The 26,741-nt window shown below is 57.0% G+C and carries 22 protein-coding genes; 13 read left to right on the top strand and 9 right to left on the bottom strand.

Translation table 11 applies throughout. The annotated features are described in order from the left end of the window. Positions 1 to 76 precede the first annotated feature (76 nt). From uvrA to secG, 12 genes are all read left to right on the top strand, one after another. Positions 77 to 2,971 carry an excinuclease ABC subunit UvrA gene (uvrA, locus tag ACQR35_RS10590; RefSeq protein WP_430267281.1) on the top strand — a complete coding sequence of 965 codons (2,895 nt, stop codon included), beginning with the start codon at positions 77 to 79 and terminating at the stop codon, positions 2,969 to 2,971. Positions 2,972 to 3,010: 39 nt separating this feature from the next. Next, a complete protein-coding gene (locus ACQR35_RS10585) occupies positions 3,011 to 3,727 on the top strand; it encodes an HAD hydrolase-like protein (RefSeq protein ID WP_430270001.1) in 717 nt (238 codons plus the stop codon). Further along, on the top strand, positions 3,714 to 4,382 hold the full coding sequence (locus ACQR35_RS10580) for a lysophospholipid acyltransferase family protein (RefSeq protein WP_430267067.1): 669 nt from the start codon (positions 3,714 to 3,716) through the stop codon (positions 4,380 to 4,382). Before ACQR35_RS10585 ends, ACQR35_RS10580 begins: the two co-directional genes overlap by 14 nt. Before the next feature lie 2 nt (positions 4,383 to 4,384). Then, positions 4,385 to 6,355: an excinuclease ABC subunit UvrC gene (gene uvrC, locus ACQR35_RS10575; RefSeq protein ID WP_430267068.1), complete on the top strand. Its 1,971-nt coding sequence runs from the start codon at positions 4,385 to 4,387 to the stop codon at positions 6,353 to 6,355. 113 nt (positions 6,356 to 6,468) lie between these two features. Further along, positions 6,469 to 7,392 carry an RNase adapter RapZ gene (rapZ, locus tag ACQR35_RS10570; protein ID WP_430267282.1) on the top strand — a complete coding sequence of 308 codons (924 nt, stop codon included), beginning with the start codon at positions 6,469 to 6,471 and terminating at the stop codon, positions 7,390 to 7,392. Continuing rightward, the gene (locus tag ACQR35_RS10565; protein ID WP_430267069.1) at positions 7,392 to 8,411 is read left to right on the top strand and encodes a gluconeogenesis factor YvcK family protein; all 1,020 of its coding nucleotides are present in this window, start codon (positions 7,392 to 7,394) and stop codon (positions 8,409 to 8,411) included. The genes rapZ and ACQR35_RS10565 overlap by 1 nt, the downstream gene beginning before the upstream one ends. A gap of 9 nt (positions 8,412 to 8,420) precedes the next feature. Next, the gene (gene whiA / locus ACQR35_RS10560; RefSeq protein WP_430267070.1) at positions 8,421 to 9,401 is read left to right on the top strand and encodes a DNA-binding protein WhiA; all 981 of its coding nucleotides are present in this window, start codon (positions 8,421 to 8,423) and stop codon (positions 9,399 to 9,401) included. Between the two features lie 189 nt (positions 9,402 to 9,590). After that, on the top strand, positions 9,591 to 10,214 hold the full coding sequence (locus ACQR35_RS10555; protein ID WP_430270000.1) for a superoxide dismutase: 624 nt from the start codon (positions 9,591 to 9,593) through the stop codon (positions 10,212 to 10,214). A 276-nt stretch (positions 10,215 to 10,490) separates the two neighbouring features. After that, positions 10,491 to 11,501: a type I glyceraldehyde-3-phosphate dehydrogenase gene (gene gap, locus ACQR35_RS10550; RefSeq protein WP_430269999.1), complete on the top strand. Its 1,011-nt coding sequence runs from the start codon at positions 10,491 to 10,493 to the stop codon at positions 11,499 to 11,501. A gap of 9 nt (positions 11,502 to 11,510) precedes the next feature. After that, positions 11,511 to 12,746: a phosphoglycerate kinase gene (locus tag ACQR35_RS10545; protein ID WP_430267073.1), complete on the top strand. Its 1,236-nt coding sequence runs from the start codon at positions 11,511 to 11,513 to the stop codon at positions 12,744 to 12,746. A 182-nt stretch (positions 12,747 to 12,928) separates the two neighbouring features. Next, positions 12,929 to 13,744, top strand: coding sequence for a triose-phosphate isomerase (gene tpiA / locus ACQR35_RS10540; protein ID WP_430267074.1), 816 nt, complete (start codon positions 12,929 to 12,931; stop codon positions 13,742 to 13,744). A gap of 45 nt (positions 13,745 to 13,789) precedes the next feature. Beyond that, complete coding sequence (gene secG / locus ACQR35_RS10535) at positions 13,790 to 14,044, top strand: preprotein translocase subunit SecG (protein WP_430267075.1); 255 nt, start codon at positions 13,790 to 13,792, stop codon at positions 14,042 to 14,044. Between the two features lie 69 nt (positions 14,045 to 14,113). On the opposite strand, the gene pgl is transcribed toward secG, so the two are convergent. The 6 genes from pgl to tkt all read right to left on the bottom strand — a co-directional run bounded on the left by pgl (position 14,114) and on the right by tkt (position 22,379). Beyond that, positions 14,114 to 14,932, bottom strand: coding sequence for a 6-phosphogluconolactonase (gene pgl / locus ACQR35_RS10530; protein WP_430267076.1), 819 nt, complete (start codon positions 14,930 to 14,932; stop codon positions 14,114 to 14,116). Then, complete coding sequence (locus ACQR35_RS10525; protein ID WP_430267077.1) at positions 14,922 to 15,863, bottom strand: glucose-6-phosphate dehydrogenase assembly protein OpcA; 942 nt, start codon at positions 15,861 to 15,863, stop codon at positions 14,922 to 14,924. Before ACQR35_RS10525 ends, pgl begins: the two co-directional genes overlap by 11 nt. Further along, positions 15,860 to 17,422 carry a glucose-6-phosphate dehydrogenase gene (zwf, locus tag ACQR35_RS10520; RefSeq protein ID WP_430269998.1) on the bottom strand — a complete coding sequence of 521 codons (1,563 nt, stop codon included), beginning with the start codon at positions 17,420 to 17,422 and terminating at the stop codon, positions 15,860 to 15,862. The genes ACQR35_RS10525 and zwf overlap by 4 nt, the downstream gene beginning before the upstream one ends. 61 nt (positions 17,423 to 17,483) lie before the next feature. Continuing rightward, positions 17,484 to 19,100: a glucose-6-phosphate isomerase gene (locus tag ACQR35_RS10515; protein WP_430269997.1), complete on the bottom strand. Its 1,617-nt coding sequence runs from the start codon at positions 19,098 to 19,100 to the stop codon at positions 17,484 to 17,486. A 5-nt stretch (positions 19,101 to 19,105) separates the two neighbouring features. Continuing rightward, positions 19,106 to 20,224 (bottom strand): transaldolase, encoded by a 1,119-nt coding sequence (gene tal / locus ACQR35_RS10510; RefSeq protein ID WP_430267080.1) that lies wholly within the window; start codon positions 20,222 to 20,224, stop codon positions 19,106 to 19,108. 37 nt (positions 20,225 to 20,261) lie between these two features. Further along, a complete protein-coding gene (gene tkt, locus ACQR35_RS10505; protein WP_430269996.1) occupies positions 20,262 to 22,379 on the bottom strand; it encodes a transketolase in 2,118 nt (705 codons plus the stop codon). Positions 22,380 to 22,868: 489 nt separating this feature from the next. Here tkt and ACQR35_RS10500 point away from each other — a divergent pair, with 489 nt between their 5' ends. Then, positions 22,869 to 23,771, top strand: coding sequence for a heme o synthase (locus ACQR35_RS10500; protein WP_430267283.1), 903 nt, complete (start codon positions 22,869 to 22,871; stop codon positions 23,769 to 23,771). Between the two features lie 136 nt (positions 23,772 to 23,907). Here the strand turns inward: ACQR35_RS10500 and ACQR35_RS10495 are convergent, their stop codons facing one another. The 3 genes from ACQR35_RS10495 to ACQR35_RS10485 form a co-directional block, all read right to left on the bottom strand. Beyond that, positions 23,908 to 24,852: a COX15/CtaA family protein gene (locus ACQR35_RS10495; protein WP_430269995.1), complete on the bottom strand. Its 945-nt coding sequence runs from the start codon at positions 24,850 to 24,852 to the stop codon at positions 23,908 to 23,910. A gap of 65 nt (positions 24,853 to 24,917) precedes the next feature. Then, positions 24,918 to 25,694: an ABC transporter permease gene (locus ACQR35_RS10490; protein WP_430269994.1), complete on the bottom strand. Its 777-nt coding sequence runs from the start codon at positions 25,692 to 25,694 to the stop codon at positions 24,918 to 24,920. Further along, a complete protein-coding gene (locus ACQR35_RS10485) occupies positions 25,691 to 26,656 on the bottom strand; it encodes an ABC transporter ATP-binding protein (RefSeq protein WP_430269993.1) in 966 nt (321 codons plus the stop codon). Before ACQR35_RS10485 ends, ACQR35_RS10490 begins: the two co-directional genes overlap by 4 nt. Positions 26,657 to 26,741 lie beyond the last annotated feature (85 nt).

Genomic DNA, 26,741 nt, shown 5'->3' with positions numbered 1-26,741 from the left:
GGCGTGGAAATTCGAACAGGTTTTCGATTAGCATTAGGGCGTGCCTAATGTCTCTTCGGATAAAGCAGCCCAGTCCTTGACCGCCACAGAACTCGCCGCCGACCTGCCGCACCCTGCGGGAAAGCCGGATCTCTCACGGTTGGTTGTCAAGGGGGCGCGGGAACATAACCTGCGCAACGTTGACCTAGATTTGCCCCGTGACGCCATGATTGTCTTCACCGGCTTGTCCGGATCAGGTAAATCCTCCCTCGCGTTCGACACCATCTTCGCTGAGGGGCAGCGACGCTACGTCGAATCGCTTTCGGCCTATGCCCGCCAGTTTTTGGGCCAAGTAGACAAACCGGACGTGGACTTCATTGAAGGTCTTTCACCGGCCGTTTCTATTGACCAGAAATCCACGAGCAAAAACCCTCGTTCCACGGTGGGAACCATTACCGAAATTTATGACTACATGCGGCTTCTCTGGGCGCGTGTAGGTCGCCCACACTGCCCAGTCTGTGGCGAACCGGTTATCAAGCAAACTCCGCAACAGATTGTGGATCAGCTCCTTGAGCTTAAAGAAGGGACACGGTTCCAAGTTTTGGCACCGGTTGTTCGTGCTCGCAAGGGCGAATTTGTGGATCTCTTTAAGGAACTCACGGCCAAGGGGTATTCACGGGCCCGGGTTGATGGTGAATTGATCCAACTGTCCGAGCCACCGAAACTTGGCAAGCAGTTTAAGCACACCATCGAAGTAGTGGTGGACCGTTTGGTGGTAAAAGAAGGCATCAGTCAGCGGCTTACAGATTCGGTTGAAACTGCACTGGGCTTGGCGGAGGGCCGTGTGCTCGCTGAATTTGTTGACTTAGAGGCAGATGATCCTGATCGGGTTCGGGCATTCTCGGAGAACTTGGCGTGCCCCAACGAACATCCTCTGGCGATCGATGAGATCGAGCCGCGCTCCTTCTCCTTTAACAATCCCTTTGGCGCTTGCTCTGAGTGCAGCGGTATCGGCACCAAGCTTGAGGTTGACGAGGAACTGATTATTCCCAACCCCGGTCTATCACTGGCGGATGGCGCGGTGGCTCCTTGGTCGCTCGGGGCTGCCACACAGGAGTACTGGAACCGTCTGCTTGAAGGCTTGGCTGACGAGCTCGGCTTCTCCATGGACATTGCGTGGGAGAAGCTTCCAGCGGAAGTCCGCAAGACCGTGCTGCACGGTAAAGATCACAAAGTAGTTGTTCAATACCGCAACCGCTTTGGCCGTGAACGTAAGTACAGCACCGGGTTTGAAGGCGTAATCGAGTACGTCCACCGCAAACACGGTGAAACGGAATCGGACACAGCACGGGACCGTTACGAAGAGTACATGCGACAGATTCCTTGCCCAGCATGTGGTGGTGCCCGGTTGAACCCGGCATCTTTGTCTGTCCTGATTAACGGAAAGTCGATCGCAGAAGTTGCTGCGATGCCCATGCGTGAGTGCTCGCACTTTTTAGACACTTTGGTCCTGACCGGGCGTGAGGCGCAGATCGCCAACCAAGTACTCAAAGAAATCCAAGCACGGCTGCGTTTTTTGCTGGACGTTGGTTTGGACTACTTGAACCTCGAGCGTCCTTCCGGGACATTGTCTGGAGGCGAAGCACAGCGTATCCGGCTAGCAACCCAAATCGGTTCCGGCTTGGTTGGTGTTTTGTATGTTTTGGATGAGCCGTCTATTGGACTGCACCAGCGGGATAACCGCCGACTGATCGAAACACTCACTCGTTTGCGGGACCTCGGCAACACTTTAATTGTGGTTGAGCACGACGAAGACACCATCCATGAAGCTGACTGGGTTGTTGACATTGGACCCGGCGCTGGCGAACACGGCGGTGTGGTGGTGCACTCGGGCACTTACCAGGATCTGTTGGCCAATACGGGTTCCTTGACCGGTGATTACCTTTCCGGCCGTAAGAGTATTGAAACTCCTAAAAAGCGGCGTAAGTATGACAAAAAGCGTGAGCTCAAGGTCATTGGGGCTCGCGAGAATAACCTGAACAACGTTGACGCGGCCTTCCCCTTGGGATTGTTGACAGCCGTTACTGGTGTCAGCGGCTCGGGTAAGTCCACCTTGGTCAACGAGATTCTCTACAAGGTTCTGGCTAACAAACTCAACGGAGCCCGGCAGGTGGCTGGTCGTCACCGTTCCATTGAAGGCTTGGAGCACTTGGACAAAGTGGTTCACGTTGATCAAAGCCCCATTGGACGCACACCCCGCTCTAACCCGGCAACATATACGGGTGTTTTTGACAACATTCGTAAGTTGTTCGCTGAAACGAACGAATCTAAGGTGCGCGGGTATTTGCCCGGCCGCTTCTCCTTCAACGTCAAGGGCGGGCGCTGCGAAGCATGTTCGGGCGATGGAACCCTCAAGATCGAAATGAACTTCCTTCCGGATGTTTATGTTCCTTGCGAGGTCTGCCATGGCGCTCGCTACAACCGCGAGACACTTGAAGTCCTTTACAAGGGCAAGTCGATTGCTGATGTGTTGAACATGCCCATCGAAGAAGGTGCTGAGTTCTTCGCCGCATTTACTCCGATTGCCCGGCACCTCAAAACGCTGGTTGATGTGGGCTTGGGTTATGTCCGCTTGGGCCAACCTGCAACCACGCTTTCTGGTGGTGAAGCACAGCGCGTGAAACTTGCGGCTGAACTTCAAAAGCGTTCCAACGGTCGCAGTATTTATGTCTTGGACGAGCCCACCACTGGCCTGCACTTTGAGGATATTCGTAAGTTGCTGCTGGTGTTGCAGGGCCTGGTTGATAAAGGCAACACGGTGATCACCATCGAGCACAATCTTGACGTCATTAAGAGTGCGGATTGGATTGTGGACTTGGGCCCGAACGGTGGCTCCGGCGGTGGCCGGATCATCGCCACCGGAACACCTGAGCAAGTTGCTAAGTCCCAGGAGAGCTTTACGGGGCACTTCTTGGCTGAAGTGCTTTCCTAAAAGTTTCGGCCGATGGTGAGCTCGTGAGAAACTAACCCGGTGACTGAAACAATGGTGCCCGTAATTTTCGATCTTGATGGCACTCTTGTGGACCCCGCCGGAGGTATAACGGGTGGGATCTCCTCAGCGCTAGCGTCATTGGGATTACCGGTGCCTGATCAGCCTCAGTTGGACGCAATGGTTGGTCCCAAGCTCAGTGATGCCTTGGAGACCATAGCCCTTGTTCCTAAGGATCTTATTAATGAAGTGATTCTCCGGTACCGGGCGAAATATCGCTCCACGGGCATTGCCAAGAGCAAGGTGTATCCCGGCGTCCGTGAACTCTTGGAAGTACTTTCGGCGTCCGGACGGAAAGTTGCTGTGGCCACGCAGAAGCCGCAGACGATGGCACACCTTGTGCTGGAGCATCATGGGATTGACAAATATTTCCTTGCCATTCGCGGCTCCTCAGACGATGAGTCTGCATCCGCAAATTCGGCACCCGGCAAAGCAGAGATCGTGCGTGCAGCCCTTGCAGAGTTAGAATCCTCTGCGGCGGTAATGGTGGGAGACCGCTACCAGGACGTTGTGGGGGCCTCGGCCAACGGGCTGGATTGTATTGGGGTTCGTTGGGGCTTCGCCCCAGAAGGTGAGCTCGAGGAAGCAGGGGTATCGGCCGTAGTTTCCACCGCTGAAGAACTCCGGATGAAAATTGAAGAACTAGACGCCGTTTATCGGGCGACTCTGAGCGAGGTAAGTACTAATGGCGCTATTTGATGCAGTTCGCTGGACCACACGTGGACTGATCGCCACTACATGCCGCCCCACTGTAATTGGACTTGAAAACGTACCCACGGACGGTCCCTTTATTGTGGCCCCCAACCACCTCTCATTCTTTGACAGTGTCATCGTTCAGGCTCTTATGCCCCGTTCCGTAGCTTTTTTTGCCAAGGCGGAGTACTTCACTACTGGTGGCGTCAAAGGCAAAATCATGAAGTCTTTTTTTGAATCCGTTGGTTCCATCCCCGTGGAGCGTGGCGAGCAGGCGGCGAGCGTACAGGCGCTCAAAACGCTGTTGGACATTCTTGACGCCGGTAAAGGTATTGGCATCTACCCGGAGGGAACTCGTTCCCGGGACGGGATTCTCTACCGCGGCCGAACCGGTGTGGGCTGGCTTGCCTTGACCACAGGCGCACCGGTGATTCCGGTAGGACTTATTGGCACCGAAGGCTTGCAGCCGGCCGGCGAGAAAGGCTTTAAGCCTCATCACTTCACCATGAAGGTGGGCGAGCCCCTGTACTTTGACAAGACTGGCCCTGACCATTCGCTACCGGCGCGCCGTAAAGTCACTGACGAGATTATGGATGCCATCGCTGAGCTTTCCGGTCAGGAACGGTCTACCTCGTATAACCAGTCGAAGGTCGTCGACTAGCGGTGGCTGATCCGGCGTCGTATCGTCCCAAGACCGGCGAAATCCCCACCGGTCCGGGCGTTTACCGCTTCCGTGACCCGCAAGGCAGGGTCATCTACGTAGGCAAGGCGAAGTCGCTGCGGTCGCGGTTGAATTCATACTTCGCCAATCCGGCTGGGCTGACCCCAAAAACCTATGCCATGGTTCATGCCGCTTCGAGCGTTGAATGGACAGTGGTTGGCAGCGAGCTCGAGTCACTGCAGCTCGAGTACACCTGGATCAAAGAATTTAAGCCCCGCTTTAACGTGGTTTTCCGGGACGACAAAACTTATCCGTACTTGGCCGTGACCATGGGGGAGAAGTTTCCGCGCGTTCAAGTGATGCGCGGCGAGCGCCGGAAAGGCACCCGCTACTTTGGTCCATACACGGCCGGAGCAATCCGCGAGACCATGGACACCGTACTGCGCGTTTTTCCAGTGCGCAGTTGTAGTGCTGGCGTTCTCAGGCGTGCCGAGGCAAGCGGCCGCCCCTGCTTATTGGGTTACATCGACAAGTGCGCAGCGCCGTGTGTAGGCCGAGTCAGCGAAGCCGAACATCGTCAGCTGGCCGAAGACTTTTGTTCCTTTATGGGCGGTGAAGCCAAACAATTCATCACGCGGCTAGAGAAACAGATGAAAGCCGCAGTAGCCGAACTCGACTACGAATACGCGGCACGCATCCGCGATGACATTGCAGCATTACGCAAGGTCTTTGAACGTAACGCTGTGGTCCTCAACGATGACACCAATGCTGATGTTTTTGCTTTCCACGACGACGAACTTGAAGCCGCCGTTCAGGTCTTCAATATTCGTGGTGGCCGTATTCGTGCCCAACGCGGATGGGTGGTGGAAAAAGTTGAAGATGCCACCCCGGCCCAACTCATCGAGCACCTACTTCAGCAGGTTTACGGCGAGGAAGGCGGCAATCAAGACCGTATCCCTCGCGAAGTGTTGGTTCCCTTGGAACCGAGCAACATGGAAGAACTCACTGGCTGGCTCTCCGGCCTGCGAGGGTCCCGCGTTGAGATTCGTGTCCCGCAGCGTGGAGACAAGGCAGCTTTGATGGGGACGGTCAAGGAAAACGCCGAACAATCGCTGCGGCTACACAAGAGCCGGCGTGCGGGGGATATCACCACCCGCTCCTTGGCCCTGCAAGAGCTCCAAGAGGCTTTAGATTTGCCCGTAGCTCTTTTGCGGATCGAGTGCTACGACATTTCCCACGTCCAGGGCACCAACGTAGTTGCATCGATGGTGGTGGTTGAGGACGGCATCCCCAAGAAGTCCGACTACCGGAAGTTCTCCATCACCGGCGCCGCCGCAGTAGATGACACGGCAGCTATGCATGATGTTCTCACCCGCCGTTTTAAGCACTACCTTGCAGACAAAACTGCGCTTCCGGCTGAATCCCCTGTCTCTGGCGAGATCGACGACGATGCACCGGCCCCGGCTAGATCCAAGTTCGCGTACCCGCCTAACCTTGTGGTGGTGGACGGTGGACAGCCCCAGGTGAATGCGGCGGCCAGAGCCCTCGCGGAACTGGGTATTGACGATGTCTACGTAGTTGGTCTGGCTAAACGTCTAGAGGAAGTCTGGCTGCCAGATTCAGACTTCCCGGTCATTTTGCCCCGCGCTTCACAGGGCCTGTACTTGCTGCAACGCATCCGTGATGAGGCCCACCGCTTTGCTATTACGTTCCATCGTCAAAAGCGTGGCAAGGCCATGACAGCTTCAGTTTTGGATTCAATTCCTGGCCTAGGGGAGACCAAGCGCAAAGCACTTTTGAAGCACTTCGGTTCGGTCAAAATGATTCGTAAGGCCTCTTTTGATGATTTACTCAGTGTTCCCGGAATTGGGCCCTCGCTCGCGAAGGTCATTGACCAGCATTTGCATGCGGAGACCGCAGAGGAACAAGCGCCTGCGGTAAATATGACAACCGGCGAAATCATTGATTCTTAGCTAGGGTAGAGACAATCGGGGATGCGTGTTTGTCCGAGGTCCAGGTTTCATCAAAGCTTTGTTGTACTGTCCCGTTCGGGGACTAAATGAGTCAAGAGGACGGAACTGACGTAATGGCAGAGTCGACTGCAAGTACCGGGGGACAAAAAGACGGGCTGACGCCCGTTAAGCCCGCCGAAGCCGAGCTCCTGGTGATTACCGGTATGTCCGGAGCTGGCCGCAGCACTACCTCCGACGCGCTTGAAGATCATGGCTGGTACGTGGTGGATAACTTGCCGCCACAAATGCTGGGAACTCTCGCCGAGATCGTCTCCCACGCTCCCACCTCTATTCCGCGCTTGGCCGCCGTGGTGGACGTTCGGTCCAAGGGTCTTGACGTCACCATCCGAGATGCCCTGGGAACACTCGCAGCTAGTGGCATTCACTACCGGGTGCTGTTTTTGGATGCGTCAGACGATGTTTTGGTCCGGCGCTTTGAACAGGGGCGCCGGCCACACCCGCTCCAAGGTGGTGGCCGCATTCTCGATGGCATCGCTGCTGAACGTGAACAGCTGCAGGAAATCAAAGCCAACGCAGATTTGGTTTTGGACACCAGCGATCTTAACGTCCACGGCCTAGCTACAGCCGTTACGGAGCTTTTTGCCGAAACTGGCCCCGTAGCTTTACGCCTCAACGTGATGAGTTTCGGTTTTAAATACGGCTTACCAGTAGACGCAAACTATGTTGCGGACGTTCGTTTTATCCCTAACCCCCACTGGGTCCCGCAGCTGCGCCCGCACACCGGTTTGGACCAAGACGTCAGCGACTTTGTCCTTCAAGCGGCTGGAGCATCTGACTTCATTGAGCGCTACGTTCATGCGCTTGAGCCGGTACTAGACGGGTACCGGCGCGAAAACAAGCATTACGCCACCATTGCCGTTGGCTGCACAGGTGGCAAACACCGTTCGGTGGCCGTCGCCGTCGAACTTTCTAAGCGCCTTGCGCAACTTCCGCGCGTCACTGTGACGACGGGGCACCGCGATTTGGGACGCGAATAGTGAGTATGTTTACCGGACCGTTGCCCCTGATCCCGGCGGCAGGCACACTACGGGGCGGTTCACAGGACAAGGGACCAGCGGTGGTGGCATTGGGTGGCGGTCACGGCTTGTCCGCCTCGCTGTCCGCTTTACGTTTGCTGACCTCCCAGCTGACGGCTATCGTCACGGTAGCGGACGACGGCGGGTCCTCCGGCAAGCTGCGAGAGGAACTCGACGTATTGCCTCCCGGCGACCTGCGGATGGCATTGGCCGCATTATGCGACGACACCGACTGGGGCCGGACTTGGCGCGACGTGATGCAACACCGATTCGCAACCAAAAACGGCGTCCCTAGTTCTCTGGACAACCACGCTATGGGCAACTTGCTCATTGTTACCCTCTGGGAACTGCTCGGTGACACAGTTGCTGGCCTCAAATGGGCTGGCGCCCTCCTGGGTGCCCGAGGACAAGTACTGCCGATGGCCAGTGTGCCGCTGACGATCGAGGGCGACATCCTCAGGGCATCCGAGGACGGTACCGAAACCCTCACCACGATCGTTGGTCAGGCCAAGTGCGCTGTTGCTGGCCGCTTGGAAAATGTGCGGCTCGTTCCAGAAGCAGCACCAGCCTGTAACGAGGCGCTCAGCGCTATTGAGCTAGCTGACTGGGTAGTTCTCGGGCCGGGGTCCTGGTACACCTCAGTGTTGCCTCACCTTTTGCTCCCAGAAATGCGCCAAGCTCTTGCTGACACCCCGGCTCGCCGTTGCTTAACCATGAATTTGGCCGTGGACACCAAAGAAACCTCAGGCATGAATGCGACTGATCACTTGCGGGTTATTCAGCGCTATGCACCCGAGCTGAGTTTTGACGTGATTCTGGCCGATCCCAATGCCGTGAGCGACCGCGGAGACTTTGAGGCAGTGGCAGCAATGCTCGGGGCAGAGGTGGTCTTCGGTAAAGTAGGTGGCTCGCACGGGCGGCCTGTGCACGATCCATTGCGATTGGCCGCCGCCTATCACGACATCTTTGGGAACAGTTAGGAATATGCCATGGCATTAACAGCATCCGTCAAGGAAGAACTGTCCCGCCTCGACGTCAAGAAGTCTTCGGTACGTAAGGCTGAAGTTTCGGCAATGCTCCGCTTTGCCGGGGGACTGCATATCATCTCCGGCCGGATTGTTATTGAGGCTGAAGTGGATCTAGCGTCCACCGCCCGGCGTCTACGGGCGGCAATCGCCGAAGTGTACGGTCACCAAAGCGAGATCATTGTGGTTTCCGGCGGTGCCCTGCGCAGAGGCAACCGTTACGTGGTCCGGGTAGTGCGCGACGGCGAAGCTCTTGCCCGCCAGACGGGATTGCTGGATTCGCGAGGCCGCCCCGTCCGTGGCCTGCCATCCGTGGTGGTTAATGGTTCCGCAGCAGACGCTGAAGCAGTGTGGCGGGGTGCGTTTTTGGCGCACGGATCGCTCACAGAACCTGGCCGTTCTTCAGCCCTTGAAGTAACGTGCCCCGGCCCGGAAGCGGCGCTGGCTCTTGTAGGAGCCGCCCGCCGGCTAGACATTGCGGCCAAGGCTCGCGAGGTTCGCGGTGTGGACCGGGTAGTGATCAGGGACGGCGACACCATTGCTGCACTCCTGGTGCGAATGGGCGCACACGATGCACTGATGGTCTGGGAAGAGCGCCGTATGCGCAAGGAAGTTCGCGCAACGGCAAACCGGCTGGCTAATTTTGACGACGCAAACCTTCGGCGCTCGGCTCAGGCAGCGGTGGCGGCAGGTGCCCGCGTGGAACGTGCTCTAGAAATCCTGGGAGACGACGTGCCTGATCACCTGAAATATGCAGGTGCCTTACGGGTGGCTCACAAGCAAGCGAGCTTAGATGAACTAGGCAGACTTGCTGACCCGCCCATGACCAAGGACGCTATCGCAGGCCGGATCCGGCGCCTTTTGGCGATGGCAGACAAGCGCGCCGCTGATATGGGAATCCCGAGCACCGAAGCAAGTGTGACGGCAGACATGCTAGATGAATAACTTTGTGCCTAGGATCAAAGGGTAAGGAAATAACCAAGGCCTACTACTGGTTATGAGAATTAGTTGGTGAAATCGCGTTGAGAATGCGATGGCGATGGCACCACAAAGGTTTCCGCTGGTGAGAGCTGGTGGATGAACAATCCGAGAGTTATCAATAGGACCCGATGGTCCCAGACATTGGAGGATTACGTGACTGAATACGTACTGCCAGAACTCACCTACGATTATGCAGCTTTGGAGCCGAACATCTCGGCTCGCATTATGGAACTGCACCACAGCAAGCACCACCAGGCGTATGTAACTGGCGCAAACAATGCACTGGCACAGTTGGCTGAGGCTCGCGAGAAGAACGACTTCGCGAACATCAACCGCCTTTCCAAGGACCTTGCTTTCCACACCGGTGGTCACATCAACCACTCCGTTTTCTGGAACAACATCTCCCCGGATGGTGGCGACAAGCCTGAGGGTGAGCTCGCAGCTGCCATCGACGATGCTTTCGGCTCCTTCGATGCTTTCCGCGCACAGTTCACCGCAGCAGCCCTTGGCCTGCAGGGTTCCGGCTGGGCATTCTTGGCTTACGAGCCAATCGGCGGCAACCTGGTCATCGAGCAGCTCTACGATCAGCAGGGCAATGTTGCCGTTGGCACCACCCCGCTGCTGATGTTGGACATGTGGGAGCACGCCTTCTACTTGGACTACGTCAACGTCAAGGCTGACTACGTCAAGGCATTCTGGAACATCGCCAACTGGGCCGATGTGGCAAAGCGCTTCGACGCTGCACGCAACAACGCAACGGGCCTCATCGTCCTGTAGCACCAAGGGCACCGGTGATTTGGACGAAACGGCAACGTAACATTCGTCACACTAAGAGTCATTGAAGCCCAATTTTTGAAACGCCTGCCCCGGCACTTGCCGGGGCAGGCGTTCTTGAACGTAAGATGGATCACGGAAGACAGCAGGCCTTCAGAATGTGGCTGGCTGAATTCCAGAACGGTAATAATCTCTGCCCAATGGCGTGCGGGATCTGTAAGTCGGACGCCATATTCCGACTCATCTAGGCGTGCTGTATAGCACCGAGGAGATTCAAAAGTGACGACCCGTATTGGTATTAACGGCTTCGGCCGCATCGGCCGCAACTACTTCCGCGCGGCACTGGCGCAGGGCGCTGACATCGAAATCGTGGCGGTGAATGACCTTACCGATCCCGAGACTTTAGCTCACTTGCTCAAGTACGACTCCGTAACCGGTCGCTTGGCTGCCACCGTTGAGGTTAAGGATGGTGCACTTGTTGTAGACGGCAAGACCATCAAGGTCTTGGCAGAGCGCGATCCCGCAAACTTGCCTTGGGGCGAGCTGGGTGTAGACATCGTGGTTGAGTCCACTGGCTTCTTCACCAAGGCTGCTGACGCTCAGAAGCACATCAACGCTGGCGCAAAGAAGGTCCTGATCTCGGCTCCGGCCAGCGATGAGGACATCACCATCGTGATGGGTGTTAACGACGGCCTGTACGACAACGCCGCTCACAACATCATTTCCAACGCTTCTTGCACCACCAACTGCCTGGGCCCGTTGGCCAAGGCACTCAATGACGCATTTGGCATCGAACGTGGTCTGATGACCACAATCCACGCCTACACCGCCGATCAGAACCTCCAGGATGGCCCGCATAAGGACCTGCGCCGTGCACGCGCCGCAGCCATCAACATGGTTCCCACCTCCACTGGTGCGGCCAAGGCTATTGGTCTGGTTCTTCCGGAGCTCAAGGGCAAGCTTGATGGTTTCGCCATTCGCGTTCCCGTCCCCACCGGTTCTGCAACTGACCTGACGGCAACCCTTTCTCGCGAAGTCACGGTCGAGGAAGTAAACGCAGCAATCAAGGCAGCTTCGGAGACCGCTGAGCTCAAGGGCATCCTGACCTACACCGAGGACCCGATTGTTTCCTCGGACATCGTTACGGACCCGGCTTCCTCGATCTTCGACGCTGGCCTCACCAAGGTCATCGGCAACCAGGTTAAGGTTGTTTCCTGGTACGACAACGAGTGGGGCTACTCCAACCGCCTCGTTGACCTCACGGAGCTCGTAGCATCCAAGCTGGGCTAGGGTAGATTCATGACATTTCACACCCTCAACGAACTCATCGCTGAAGGTGTCCGCGGGCGGTACATTCTGGTCAGAAGTGACCTGAATGTGCCGCTCGACGGCTCTACAGTGACTGACGATGGCCGCATCAAGGCCTCTCTGCCGGTACTGCAGAAGCTCACGGACGCCGGCGCACGTGTTTTGATTACGGCTCACTTGGGCCGCCCCAAGGGCGCCCCTGAGGAGAAGTACTCGCTCAAGCCTGCAGCGGATCGACTGGCCGAGCTGGCAAGCTTCCCAGTTTCTCTAGCTGCTGACACGGTAGGGGAGTCGGCTAAGTCCGGCGCCGCTGCTTTAGCTGACGGTGAAGCGCTAGTTCTCGAGAATGTCCGATTTGATGCACGTGAAACCAGCAAGGACGACGCCGATCGCCTCGCCTTCGCAGGCGAGCTCCGTGCGCTGACCGGTGATAACGGCGCCTTTGTTGATGACGCATTCGGCGCTGTGCACCGCAAGCACGCTAGCGTCTACGACGTCGCAACACTTTTGCCCTCTTACCAGGGTGACTTGGTCAAGACCGAGGTAGATGTTCTGAAGCGTTTGACCCAAGACTCTGAGCGGCCCTACGTCGTTGTTCTGGGCGGTTCAAAGGTGTCAGACAAACTTGCTGTAATCGACAACCTCTTGGGCAAGGCGGACACCTTGCTTATCGGTGGCGGCATGCTCTTTACGTTCTTGGCAGCATCCGGTCACAAGGTTGCTTCTAGCCTGCTCGAAGAAGACCAGATCCCAGTGGTCCAGGAATACCTCAAGCGAGCCGAAGCTGCTGGAAGCCGGTTTGTGGTTCCCACTGACGTGATTGTGGCTTCCGGCTTCGCTGCCGACGCTGACCACGAGACCGTTGCCGCTGACGCCATTGAGTCCAGCTCCTTCGGGGCAAAGGGCATTGGCTTGGACATCGGTCCCCAGTCTGCCGCCGAGTTCGCTCGCCAGATTGGTGAAGCCAAAACGGTGTTCTGGAACGGACCCATGGGTGTGTTCGAGTTTGAAGCATTTGCTGGCGGTACCAAAGCCGTTGCTCAGGCACTGACTGAACTTAGCGCCAAGGGCGGTTTCACCGTTGTTGGTGGTGGCGATTCAGCTGCTGCAGTTCGAACCCTTGGGTTTGAAGACGGCCAGTTCGGACACATCTCTACCGGTGGTGGAGCAAGTCTTGAGTACCTTGAAGGCAAGGAATTGCCAGGGCTGACGGTACTGGACCGCTAGCGGTGGTGTTGGACCGATAAAGCCGGCCCGGTCCACACAGGTTCTAGGCATTGCGCCGGGAAGCACCAGTGCTTTCCGGCGCAGCGCTTGAACCACGTGGCCCAAGCGGCCACTCATATATTTTCCCAGGCTGCTTTGTACAGCTTGATTCGCACAGTTCAATTCCCAGTAATGGAGATGCAGTGACCAAGTCCACCAACGGTAACTTTGACCGTACGCCCCTGATCGCAGGCAACTGGAAGATGAACATGGACCACGTCCAGGGCATCACCTTGTTGCAGAAGTTGGCTTGGACCCTGTCCGACGCCAAGCACGATTACTCCCGTGCAGAAGTTGCTGTGTTCCCGCCGTTCACTGACCTGCGCGGAGTACAGACCCTGGTTCAGGGCGATGAGCTCAAGGTTGTTTACGGTGGCCAAGACCTCTCCCCGGAGGACTCAGGAGCCTACACCGGTGACATCTCCGGTCAGTTCTTGTCAAAGCTCGGTTGCTCCTACGTCCTGGTAGGACACAGTGAGCGACGCACCATTCACGCCGAGGACGATGCCACGTGCAACGCCAAGGTCAAGGCAGCCTTCCGCCATGAAGTAACTCCTGTCCTGTGCGTTGGTGAAGGTTTGGAAATTCGCCAAGCAGGGACTCACGTGGAACACACCTTGGCACAATTGCGTGGTGGCGTTGACGGGCTGACCCCGGAGCAAGCGAGTGAACTCGTTGTGGCTTATGAGCCCGTATGGGCTATCGGCACTGGCGAGGTTGCAGGCCCGGAGGACGCTCAGGAAATGTGCATAGCCCTCCGTGCAGAGTTGGCTACCTTGTTCGGTGAAGACGTTGCCGCCAAGACTCGTCTGCTCTACGGTGGTTCGGTAAAGGCCAATAATGTTGCCGCAATTCTCAGCGGTGAGGATGTTGACGGTGTGTTGGTCGGCGGAGCGAGCCTCGATGCTGCTGAGTTTGCTAACATTGTCAGGTTCGAGAGCCACGTTCAGACCAACTAGGTCTCACGCACGGTTTCCGTTCCCAACTCCTGCTGAAAGGCCGTCGTGGACGTTCTTCAAATCATTCTTCAGATCTTGCTCGGCATCACAAGCTTGCTCTTGACCTTGCTCATCCTGCTTCACAAAGGCCGCGGTGGTGGCTTGTCGGACATGTTCGGTGGCGGTATGTCCTCTGGTCTGAGCTCTTCCGGCGTTGCTGAGAAAAACCTGAACCGCTTTACAGTGGTTTTGGGTGTTACGTGGGGCGTAGTCATCGTAGGGCTCGGTCTGCTGATGCGCTTCAACGGCAACGGTGCCTAAATTTAGACAAAACTAAAAGGGCGGTTGCCGGATAACATCCGGCAACCGCCCTTTTATTTTCACAACATTCTAGTGGTGCGATGGTTCCTTTTTTACAAGAGCAGCAGGCACCTTAGCTGCAGCAGCTTCGTCAATAAGCCACAGAGTCTGAGCATGGCCCCGGGGACCAGCGGCTGGTACTTGGAATGGATTGGCGCCAGCAAGAGCTAAACCAACAGCTCCAGCCTTGTCTTCACCGGCTACAACCATCCACACGTTCTGTGCGTTGTTGATCGCCGGCAAGGTCAACGAAATACGGCCAGCAGGGGGCTTGGGAGAATTCTCCACCCCAACAACAGTCCGCTCGCGTTCGCGAATACCCGCCATCTCAGGGAACAACGAAGCAACGTGGGCGTCAGGCCCCACACCAAGTAACAGCACGTCAAAACGGGGGAGCGTGCCGGGCTCGTCCGGACGGTCATCGGAGTAGTCACGCGCATGCTCGGCAGCAGCGGCCTCGGCCAAACGCCTTGAGTAGTCGGCTGCAGCTTCATCTGCTGTGTCAAAGTCGTCACTTGAGCCAGGTTCAAATACACGAGCCTCATCAACACCGATGTGAGACAGCAAAGCCTCACGAGCTTGGCGAGCGTTACGGTCAGCTGAGTCAGCTGCCACAAAACGCTCGTCGCCCCACCAGAAATTGACCTTTGACCAGTCCACAGCCGGCCTTGCCGACGATTCAGCCACGGCACGCAAGGTGCCGATTCCCACGGTGCCACCAGTGAGGACAACAGTAGCTTCACCGTATTTGTCCTGGACATCAACCAGTTTAGTGATCAGACGTGCAGCGATTGCTGCCATCAGCACTGTGGAATTTGGATGAATACTTACTCTTGGCTCAACGCTCACTCGGTTTGACACTCCTCTGGTTAGTCCGTGGCAATCCCAAAGTGATCACCTCACCGAACACTTCATCCGGGTCCAGGCGTCGCAGTTCTTCTGCCAAACAGTCACGCAGGCTTCGGCGCGGCAGCGAAATACGCTGAACGGCTTGGCCCGGCTGGCTCAGTTCTGCAACGTTGAGACCCGGTCGGAACAACTGTACGTCACCGGCAGGTCGACTCAAACGTACACGCCGAATTCCTGTACCAGCAGGATCAGCCACAATCGTGACCGGTGCATTCAGCGCAAGCGTCAACCATGCAGCCAACAACAATGTGCTGGGCGAATCGCTTGCACCCTCAACGGTAATCGCAGTGATGGGCGATTCTTCAACTTGATCCAGAACCGCTGCAAGCTGAATGCGCCAGTTGGTTAGACGAGTCCAGGCAAGGTCTGTGTCACCTGCACGGTAGGTCTCAGAAATGTTGCTCAAAGCTGCTAACGGCTCGGGCTCATTGGCCGAGTCGGTTATGCGGCGATGGGCAATACGCCCAATGGACGTTGCACCTGCGTTCTTCGGAGCTCCGTGCGGCCACCAGGCCACAATCGGTGCGTCGGGCAGTAACAGGGCCGCAACCAAAGACTCGCTTTCGCGGGACAGACGTCCGTAGCCGCGCAACACAATCACCTCAGAGGCACCAGCGTCACCGCCAACCCGGATCTGAGCATCAAGACGGTCCTCGGCTTCAGCACCAGCGTCAGCCATCACAATGATGCGGCAAGGGTGTTCCCGGCTCGCGTCGTTGGCGGCTTCAATGGCTTCTTCTTCAAGCCCAGACTTTGTAATGACCACAAGGGTCATTACTCGACCCAAAGCGATCACGCCGCCTTGCTCGCGCAAGGACATGATTTTCTTTGAGATTTTTGATGTGGTGGTATTTGGTAGATCTACAATCATGGCCTTCTCCAGCTCCGTCCATCGCGAGCCAACAATTCATCAGCAGAGGCAGGTCCCCAGCTGCCGGGTGCGTAAGGCTCAGGCTGAATACCCAAGCTGGCCCAGTAGTCCTCAAACGGGTCCAAAATCTTCCAGGACAATTCCACTTCTTGGTGACGCGGGAACAGCGGCGGCTCTCCCAAAAGAACGTCCAGAATCAGACGTTCGTAAGCTTCCGGGCTGGATTCGGTAAAGGAGTGCCCGTAGCCGAAGTCCATGGTGACATCGCGGACTTCCATCTGAGTACCCGGCACCTTGGAACCGAAACGAATCGTGGCACCTTCGTCAGGCTGCACACGAATCACTACGGCATTCTGACCGAAATCGTCTTCACCGTGGTCACGGAACAGCAGGTTAGGCGCACGCTTAAAGACAACGGCGATTTCTGTCACGCGGCGGCCCAAACGCTTGCCGGCACGCAAGTAGAAGGGCACACCGTTCCAACGGCGAGTGTTGATATCCAAACGGATAGCAGCGAAGGTCTCAGTTGTGGAGTCAGCAGGGATACCCTCTTCTTGAAGGTAACCAAGCACTTCTTCCCCACCCTGCAAGCCACCGGCGAACTGGCCGCGTGCGGAGTGCTGAGACAAGTCCTCAGGCAACTTAACAGCTGCGAGTACCTTTTCCTTTTCAGCGCGAAGGTCTTCGGCGTTAAAGGAGATGGGTTCTTCCATGGCTGTCAGGGCCAAAAGCTGTAGCAAGTGGTTCTGAATGACGTCACGGGCAGCACCCACGCCGTCGTAATATCCGGCCCGGCCACCGGTGCCAATGTCTTCGGCCATGGTGATTTGGACGTGATCAACGTAGTTTGCGTTCCACAACGGCTCAAAAAGCTGGTTGGCAAAACGCAAGGCGAGGATGTTCTGAACGGTTTCCTTGCCCAAGTAGTGGTCAATGCGGAACACCGAGTCCGGCGGGAACACTGACTCAACAATGTCGTTCAAAGCCCGGGCAGATACAAGATCGTGGCCAAAAGGCTTCTCGATCACAACGCGGCGCCATTTGCCGTCTTCTGCAGCGGCCAGACCATGTGCAGACAACTGCTTGCACACGAGTTCAAAAGCCTTGGGCGGGATGGAGAGATAGAACGCATGGTTACCGCGAGTACCGCGCTGTTCGTCGAGTTCTGCGATGGTGTCCTTGAGGCGTTCAAAAGCCTCGTCGTCATCGAATTCCCCCTGGACAAAACGAATACCTTCAGACAACTGTGCCCACACCGTTTCGTCAAAGGGTGTGCGCGAGTGCGCCATCACCGATTCTTTAACTTCGGCGGCAAAATCCTCGTTCTCCCACTGCCTGCGCGCAAAACCAACCAACGCAAAGCTGGGCGGCAACAAACCACGATTGGCAAGATCATAAACAGCCGGCATTAGCTTCTTACGAGCTAGGTCACCGGTAACGCCGAAAAGGACGAGGGACGATGGTCCGGCAATGCGGTTGAGACGACGGTCCCGCGGATCGCGCAATGGATTGCGTGCCGCTGAACCCCCGAACCACTTGCCGTTCTCCGAGAGTGGCATAACGTGTTGGGAGCCTTACTAATTAGGGGAGGGGCCGCCCCACCGGGACGGCCCCTAGAAATTACTTAGATGAATCCAGTGCTGCAACGATGTCCAGCAATTGCTGTACACCGGCGGCACGGTCACGCAAGTGCAAACGCAGCACGGGGCGGCCGTGGTCGGCCAGAACCTGTGCATCGCCAGCAGCCTGTGCGGAGATCAGCTCTCCAAAGGTGAACGGACGCTCCGGAATAGCTAGGTCCTCAGTTGACTCTGCTGTGATTTGAACAAAGACACCGATCGCGGGACCACCCTTGTGGAACTGACCTGTGGAGTGCAAGAAACGCGGGCCCCAGCCAAACGTCACAGGACGTCCGGTGGTGGCTGCGAGCGTATTGCGCACCTCGGACAGCTGCGGGTAGGCAATTCGGTCAAGGTAGGCCTGGACGCTCAAGTAACCATTGGCATCGAGCTGGCCTAAGGTAGCTTCAAGTGCTTGGGCAACCGTGCTGGACTCACCCAACCAGTCACCTCCACGAACCTCAATGGCCCCATCCACAAAGTTAGCGGCAACTGGCTCAGGCTGTGCATCAAGCAAACCGCGGGCTGCAGCCTTCGCTGCTTCGACATCTGGCTGGTCAAAGGGGTTGATCCCCAAAAGCCGGCCAGCAACAGCAGTAGCGAATTCCCACACCATCATCTGGGTAGGAAGGCCGCCAGCGATGGCGACTTCGTTACCGGTCAGCGTGAGCTCAGAGTCGGAAGCCACCAAGTGAGCTACCAGAACGTCCCCTGCACCAGATGTCAGTTCGGGTGAGGATGCGTCGGCAACAACAGGCAACAGACCTGTGCCGCTCTTACCGGTTGATTCTGCAATCAACTGTTCTGCCCAATCGGCAAAGCCCACAATTCCAGAACCGTTGTCAACGATCACGATCTTGTCGCGCAGTGGGCTTGTGCCACCCAGAGCCGCACCCAATGCCAAACCAACGTTGTCAGCAGAGTCTTGCCGCAAAGCTTGCGCGGCTTCTTCTGCCTCGTCAAGGAACGCTTGGATATCAACGCCAGCAAGGCCCGAGGGAACCAGACCAAAAGCGGTCAGGGCCGAGTATCGGCCACCCACGTTGGGATCGGCGTTGAATACCTTACGGTACCCAGCCGCCCGCGAAGTCTCATCGAGTGGAGACCCGGGATCGGTGACCACGACAACGCGAGACTTCGCGTCAATGCCAGCCTTGGTGAATTCCTGCTCAAAAATCCTGCGCTGAGAATCGGTTTCTAGCGTTGAACCAGACTTCGATGAGACCACGATTGCGGTGCTCTGAAGCCGGTCGCGGATAGCCGCCTGGACCTGTTCCGGGTCAGTGCTATCAAGAACAGTCAGCGCGACGCCGGCCGTTGCCGTCATTACCTCGGGCGCCAAAGACGAACCACCCATTCCGCACAACACGAAATGGTTGACGCCCTCGGCAGCGAACTCGCTGCGCAATGCCAAAATCTCGGGAACCAGCGCGGCCGAAATGGTAGGCGCTTCAACCCACCCCAGTCGCTTGGCGGATTCTGATTCTGCATCTTGACCCCACAGGGTGGCGTCCTTAGCAAAAATCTTGCTTGCGATCTTTTCCTGAACCAAGGTTGGTACGTGTTGGTTCTTCGCGTCGAGAGCGGCGCCGGCGGCGTCGTAGCTGATTGTGCTCATGATGCTTAAGCGTCCTTCCGTGCGTCTGCTAGGACCGAATCAACGTCGGCCAGCAGTTCCTTCCAGCTGGCCACAAACTTGTCCAAGCCCTCGGTCTCTAGCAAAGCCACAACCTCGTTGTAAGAAATGCCCAACTCTTCAAGAGCATTCAACGTAGCGTTGGCGTCGTCGTAGCCGCGAGTGATCGTGTCGCCAGTGACGGCTGCGTGATCAAAAGTAGCGTCCAAGGTCTTTTCCGGCATGGTGTTTACAACACCTGCTGCAACAAGTTCCGTGACGTACAAGGTGTCCGGGTAAGCCGGATCCTTCACACCGGTGGATGCCCACAGCGGACGCTGTTCGCGTGCGCCAGCGTTGGCCAAAACGCTCCAACGCTCGGTTGCGAAGAGCTCCTGGTAAACCTGGTAAGCCAAGCGAGCATTAGCAACGCCGGCCTTGCCCTTGAGAGCAAGTGCTGCAGGGGTGCCCAGTGCATCGAGACGCTTGTCGATCTCGGTGTCAACGCGAGAAACAAAGAACGAAGCGACCGAGTGAATTTTGCTCAGGTCCTTACCGTTTTCCTTTGCCTGCTCCAAACCAAGCTGGAAAGCGTTGATAACTGCACGGTAGCGTTCGAGCGAGAAGATCAATGTCACGTTCACGCTGATGCCCTCCGCCAAAGTAGCCGTGATGGCTTCGAGGCCTTCGAGGGTTGCCGGAATCTTGATCAGGACGTTTTCCTGACCAACCTTCTCGAACAATTCCTTGGCTTCCTTGATGGTGCCAGCGGTGTCCCACGCCTTGCGCGGATCAACTTCGATGGACACGCGGCCGTCAACACCGTCGGTAGCCGAGTAGATCGGGGCGAAGAGCTCACAAGCCTCGGCGACATCCGCCGTCGTAATTTCGAAAATCGCCTTCTCGACGTCGGCGCCAGCCTTGGCAAGCTCAGTGATCTGAGTTGCGTAGTCTTCGCCCTTGCTGATGGCAGCCTGGAAAATGCTCGGGTTGGTGGTCACACCAACGACGTTCTTTTCCTCGATGAGTTTCTTCAAGCTGCCGGAGGTCAGGCGCTGGCGGGAAAGGTCGTCGAGCCAAATTGAAACCCCGGCGTCAGAAAGCTGCTGGGTTGGAGTGCTAGTCATTTTTCTCCTCTTTATCTGCTGTAAATCTCGTGGCGAATTACGCGTTGGCTGCGGCGATGGAGTCTTTAGCGGCGGCAGCAACGGCTTCAGCCGTGATACCAAACTCTTGGAAGAGTCGCTTGTAGTCCGCCGAAGCACCGAAGTGCTCCAGAGAAATGGAACGTCCAGCGTCGCCTACAAATTCCTTCCAGCCCAATGCCAGTCCGGCCTCTACCGAGACGCGGGCACGCACTGCTGCGGGCAATACCGACTCGCGGTAAGCCTCGTCCTGCTTCTGGAACCACTCAACACACGGAACTGAAACAACACGGGCTGCAATACCTTCAGAAGCCAATGCTTCGCGAGCCTGTACGGCAAGCTGCACTTCAGAACCGGTACCCAAAAGGATGACGTCAGGGGTGACGTTCGCGCCGTCGCGAGTTGCCTCGGCAAGAACGTAAGCTCCCTTTGCGGTTCCGGCTGCGGACCCGAAGGTCTCGCCGTCGGCAACACCTTCACCACGTGCATACGTGGGGATGTTCTGACGCGTCAAGACGATGCCAGCAGGGTTGGAGTGGTTCTCCAGCATGGTCTTCCACGCTACCGAAACCTCGTTGGCATCACCCGGACGGACGACGTCGAGACCTGGGATTGCGCGCAGCGACGCCAACTGTTCTACCGGCTGGTGTGTGGGTCCGTCTTCACCCAAACCGATGGAGTCGTGGGTCCATACGTACAGGGATCCGATCCCCATCAACGCGCCGAGGCGGATAGCCGGGCGCTGGTAGTCAGAGAAGATCAAGAAGGTGCCAGAGAACGCGCGAGTGTCACCGTGCAAGCTGATGCCGTTGACGATGGAAGCTGCTGCGTGCTCGCGAATACCAAAGTGCAGCACACGGCCGTACGGGTTACCGGACCATGCATCCGTCTGACGGGACACCGGAATGAAGGAGGCTGATCCTTCAATGGTGGTGTTGTTGGACTCTGCAAGGTCAGCGGAACCGCCCCAAAGCTCGGGGAGTACCGGGCCGATGGCGTTCAGGACCTTACCGGACGCGGCACGAGTGGAAACTTCCTTGCCAGCTTCGAAGACCGGCAAAGCGGCATCGAGTTCGGCAGGGAGCTCGTGGGCCTTGGTGCGCTCAAGCAGTGCGGCACCTTCAGGGTTGGAGCTCTTCCATGCTTCGAAGGACTTGTCCCATTCGGCGTGCTGTTCCGCACCGCGGGCGATTGCCTGACGGGTGTGGTCCAGGACTGCCGGGTCAACCTCGAAGGACTTTTCCGGGTCAAAGCCAAGAACCTTCTTCAGCCCGGCTACTTCGTCAGCACCAAGTGCCGAACCGTGAATCTTGCCGGTGTTCTGCTTCTTCGGTGCAGGCCAGCCGATGATGGTGCGCAGGGAGATGATGGACGGCTTAGTGGTCTCAGCCTTTGCTGCGGCGAGAGCGGCGTGCAATTCCTGAACGTCTTCGACGTACTCTCCGGTGCGGGTCCAGTCCACGCGCTGAGTGTGCCAGCCGTAGGCTTCGTAGCGCTTGAGTACGTCTTCGGTGAAGGCAATGTCAGTGTCGTCTTCGATCGAGATGTGGTTCTCGTCGTAGATCACTACGAGGTTGCCCAATTGCTGGTGACCAGCGAGCGAGGAGGCTTCAGAGGTGACGCCTTCCTGAAGGTCTCCGTCAGAGGCGATAACCCAGATGGTGTGATCAAAGGGGCTGGTTCCTTCAGCTGCGTCTGCGTCGTAGAGGCCGCGCATACGGCGCTGCGAGTATGCGAACCCAACCGAGGAAGCCAAGCCTTGGCCCAAGGGACCGGTGGTGATCTCTACACCTGCAGTGTGCTTGTATTCGGGGTGTCCGGGGGTCAATGAGCCCCAAGTACGCAGTGCTTCAAGGTCCTTGAGCTCCAAACCGTATCCGGAGAGGAAAAGCTGAATGTAGAGCGTCAGTGACGTGTGACCGGGGGAGAGGATAAAGCGGTCACGGCCCAACCAATCCGGGTTCTTAGGATCGTGGCGCATGAACTTCTGGAACAGCAGGTAAGCGGCCGGGGCCAAGCTCATTGCGGTACCTGGGTGGCCGTTGCCAACCTTTTCAACCGCGTCCGCGGCCAGAACGCGAACGGTGTCAACCGCGCGCTGGTCCAGATCTGTCCAGTTCAATTCCTGCTCTTGCATGTGTGGCACGTAAACCGAGCCCCTCTCTGTGCTGACGGACTGCCACATTCTCGCTACACCGAGGTATGAACTCGGCACTGCGTCCCGCTTTGGGCGCGTGACAGCCGTTCACCATTGAATCGTTGATCGTTGACCAGGGCGGGCACCAGAACCTTCAACTCGCGAGTCGAATAGGATGCCGCCTGCTGTTCTGCAATTCAGCTTAGCCCTACACATTAGAAGCGCACATCGTGTATTCCAGCAGTTGGACGAAAATTCGCCAGTATGAAGTAAAAAGTGCTGGTGAAACGTTCACTATCGGCGATATTCCAAAGATCTCACCACTTTCAAACAGGGACTGTGAGGTTTTGAAATCTTTCCCCCAAGAGTGCGCGCGGTATGATATTTAAGGCTGCGGTCTGCGCCGCCAACCTCTTGACATAGAACTGAGTGAGAACCACAGTGAGTGCCACTAAGACGCCTGCCGGCGTCGCCCCTGTCTCTGCTGGAATGTCTGTGGGACGAAAGGTCCGCGCGTATTTTGCGCTCACCAAGCCCCGGGTTATTGAGTTACTGCTGGTTAGTACCTTGCCGACCATGATTTATGCACAGCGAGGCTTCCCCTCGATTGGGCTCATTTTGGCAACCCTTGTTGGTGGGGCATTTGCTGCTGGCAGCGCCGGAGCATTCAATTGCTACATTGACCGCGACATTGACAAGTTGATGCACCGCACAGAAAACCGGCCGTTGGTCACCGGCGAAGTCACGCCTCGCGAGGCCCTCATTTTCTCTTGGGCGCTGGGCATAGCAGCTATCGCCATCCTCTGGTTCGGGGCCAACCCGCTCGCCGCGCTTCTGGGCGTAGCAGCTATCTTCTTCTACGTAGTCATCTACACGCTGATTCTTAAGCGCCGCACAGCCCAAAACATTGTGTGGGGCGGCGCCGCGGGTTGTTTCCCAGTTTTGATCGCTTGGGCTGCCGTCACCAACACCGTGGAATGGCCCGCCTTCGTACTGTTTATGGTGATTTTTCTCTGGACCCCGCCGCACTACTGGCCGCTGTCCATGCGTTACGGCGAGGACTACCGCAACGCTCAGGTTCCCATGCTGGGCGCCATTGCCGGGGCAAAGGTTGTGTCCGTTCAGGTGGTTCTCTACGCGTGGGCCATGGTGGCTTGCTCGCTCTTGATGATCCCGGTAGGTGGGGCGGGTTGGGTTTACACGATCGTGGCGCTTGGTGCCGGCGCCTGGTTCTTGTACGAGTCGCATGCGCTCTACGCCCGTGCACAGCGTGAAGATATCGAGAACAAGAAGGCTATGAAGGTCTTCCACGGTTCCATTAGTTACTTGACCTTGCTGTTTATTGCACTCGCTGTGGATCCCTTTATTGGTTCAGCAATAGTCTCCCACTAGCCGGACTGTACCGGCAGACCAGCAAGTCAAGAGCAACCTGACGTTCCAGTACACGCGCCGTACTAAGAACAACAAAAAGACTTTGGGTCCCCAGCCACTGGCTGGGGACCCAAAGTCTTTTTCGCATCGGGAGACTTTAGCTCTTCGGGCTATGGCGGGCTAAGTCGGCGGCATTGGTCGCTGCAGCCATCAGCAGCGCTGCGCACACCATGTGTATACCCACCAATAACGCCGGAATCCCATTGAAGTACTGCGTGAATCCGATAACAGCCTGAAGAACGGTGACCACAAGAAGCATCAACACCGAGGTGCGGAACTCTCCGCGAATCCCACGGCGGAGCACCACATACAAGGCAAAAAGTGTTCCAGCGGTGATCACATATGCAGGAACTGCGTGGAAGTGGCTCACCAGGTCCCAGTCCAGGCCGTTGCGTGGCGCATTCGCGTCACCAGCGTGCGGGCCGGCACCCGTAACAACAACACCGAGGATCACCGCAAGCGCCGAGAATCCCGCCACTACTCGCATCAACGGTGCCATGACTGCTGGGACAGCCGTGAGTCTGCGATTCATTGCCTGTCCGGTTCTACCGTAAGTGCGGTTGACCAGCAGCGTTGCGAATACTACTAAGGCCATGGAGACCAAAAAGTGCAGCCCGACGATCCACGGGTTTAAACCAGTGAGGACAGTGATACCGCCAATGATCGCTTGGGCAGGGATGCTGGCCAGCAGTCCAACGGCCAGCAAAAACAGGTCTTTGCGTTCTTTGCGGAGATTCCATAAATAAACAAGCATGAGCCCGGCAATGAGTGCCAACACAAAGGTGAGTGTCCGGTTGCCGAATTCGATAACACCGTGAATACCCATTTCTGGGGTGTTTACAAGCGAACCGTCGGTGCATCGTGGCCAGGTGGGGCAACCAAGACCGGATGACGTCAGACGCACAGCACCACCAGTGCCAATGAGTACGGTTTGCCCAATCAAGGACAACACCGAAAGCCGGCGCACCGTGGTGTTCACTTCACGAGGCAGTCTTGAGGAAATCTTCTGACCGAGGGTGGGCTGGGGAGAAATGATGGTCACCTGTACTTCTAGTTTTTCGTACCGCTGATGAACTGAGCTGGGAAATTCCGAAGGTCACATAATGTCTAGTTCCATTTGAACCATTTGGCTGCCGCGATTCCAGCGCCGACTGTCCAGAGGAGCAGTACGACGACGGCGCCGGCGTTGAGGGAACCGTGCAAAAGTGCGTCACGCAAGGCGTCGCCCAAAGCGCCGGAGGGTAAAAATGGCACCATTGCGCCGAGTAGGCCAGGCAGATGGCTGCCGGGAACAATCATTCCGCCCATTGCTCCCAGCAGGATCCAGAGGAGGTTGGTGATGGCCAGTGTTGCTTCGGGCCGCACTGTACCGGCGACCAAGAGCCCTAGGGCTGTGAATGCAGCAGCGCCGAGCACTAGAACGGGGATGCCGATCAGCAAGCCCCAACCGTTGGGGTGCCAGCCCATCAGTGCACCACAAAGGCCAATGATGATGACTTGCAGGGCAAGCACCGCGAGGACTGCAAGGATCTTTCCGCACATTAAGCCAAGGCGGCCTAATGGTGTGGTGGAGAGAAACCGCAATACGCCGTAACGCCGGTCAAAACCGGTGGCGATTCCTTGCCCGGTGAAGGCCGTGGATAGCGCACACAGAGCCAAGATGCCAGGAACGGCAACGTCCACACGAGCTACACCCACGTTGTCCAGAAGGGGGGTAAATACCAAGGCGAAGAGTGCCAAGAGCGGCATCACAACGGCAAGCACCAATTGCTCACCATTGCGGAGCATGGTTGAGGTTTCGTACAGTCCTTGGCGCAAAATCCTGACGGGCAGAGGTGCCGGAGTCTGGATACTAGTGCCTAGAGGTGCCGAAGTAAGGCTCATGATTTCTTCCCGGAAATATCGAGGAACACGTCTTCAAGATCACGTGCGTCTAAGCGAATGGAAGTAGGCATAACCCCTGCTGCGGCCCACGCTTCTGCAAGGCGCAGCAAATCCGCGGGAGTTAATTCGCCTCGAACTAGGTAGTGTCCTGGGCGGGTTTCTTGCAGCCCAATGTCTGAGCGCGTAACTGTGCTGAAGTCCATGGCCGGCGGCGCTGCAAACTCCAAGCTCCGGTGGGATGTGCTGGAGCCTGGGCCTGTTTCTTGACGAGCGAGCAGTTCGGAAACAGTGCCTTCGGCAACGATCCGGCCAGCATCCACAATGTACACGTAGTCAGCCAGACGTTGTGCGTCATCCATTAAGTGGGTGGTCAGGACAATGCCCATGCCGGAATCCCGCAGCTCGCGGATCAGTTCAAAAACTAGTTGGCGTGATTGTGGGTCTAGCCCTGCGCTCGGCTCATCAAGGAACAGCAGTTCAGGACGGCCAACAAGCGCAGCTGCTAGGGCCAAGCGCTGTTTCTGCCCGCCAGAAAGCCTGCGAACGCTGCTTCGGGCGAAGTCGTTGATACCAAGGCGTTCTACAAGATCTTCAACCGGCCATGGGTTGGTGTACATCGAGGCGATGTGACGCAAGAGTGGAATGGGGTGCGCGGCTGGCGGGAGACCACCATCCTGGAGCATCACACCAATCCGGGCGCGCAGCTCGGCACCGGCGGTGTCCGGGTCTTGTCCCAAAACAGTGATGCTGCCACCGGTACGTTTTTGCAGGCCTTGCGCGCATTCAAGGGTGGTTGTTTTGCCCGCGCCATTGGCGCCAAGTAGAGCCGTTACTTCACCTGCGCGAGCTTGCATAGACAAGCCAGCGACCACGCGCATCATTTTGGAATCGAGGGCGGGAACCGGGCCAACGTCCTTAATGAGCGAGTCGATAATAAGCACGGGAGGGGCCTCAGAATCCACAGAAACATTCTACGCGATGTAGTAGTGGTGCCCCTTACCGCTTACACAGCCAAGCCTTACTGGAGTTCGGGACTAAATTAGGACA

Source organism: Pseudarthrobacter sp. J1738, assembly GCF_050490315.1.
Lineage (GTDB): Bacteria > Actinomycetota > Actinomycetes > Actinomycetales > Micrococcaceae > JBNPEO01.
The sequence above is the reverse complement of the archived record's forward strand: the minus strand, read 5'-3'. Positions and strand labels throughout refer to the sequence as shown.